Below are 359 nucleotides of genomic sequence, written 5' to 3' on the forward strand. Positions count from 1 at the left end.
TAGTCTCGGGCAGGCTCGAACTGCCGACCTCTACATTATCAGTGTAGCGCTCTAACCAGCTGAGCTACGAGACTTTGTTATGAGTAATGGGCGATGAGCAATAAGTAATATTTGCATATCTCTTTTTCCTCTTCTTCATACTCAATCTCTCTTCCCTGTTACTAATTTCTAGTGGGTTTTGTATTTTTATATATATATCAACCAAATAAAAACTAAAGCTTCACTTTAAGTAAGTGCATCGTGTCTTGCGACACTTATTTGTTTATCGTCTTAAGACGCTCTAAAATGAGATGTTCCAGCCGCACCTTCCGGTACGGCTACCTTGTTACGACTTAGCCCTAGTTACTTGTTTTACCCTA

1 tRNA gene and 1 rRNA gene are annotated in these 359 nt (G+C 39.8%); both read right to left on the reverse strand.

Annotation, left to right across the window (positions count from 1 at the left end):
- Window positions 1-74, reverse strand: a tRNA-Ile gene (locus AB671_RS21210).
- A gap of 209 nt (window positions 75-283) precedes the next feature.
- Window positions 284-359 (reverse strand): 16S ribosomal RNA (locus tag AB671_RS21215); the annotation flags it as partial.

Source organism: Chryseobacterium sp. BGARF1, assembly GCF_001677955.1.
Classification (GTDB): Bacteria; Bacteroidota; Bacteroidia; order Flavobacteriales; family Weeksellaceae; genus Chryseobacterium.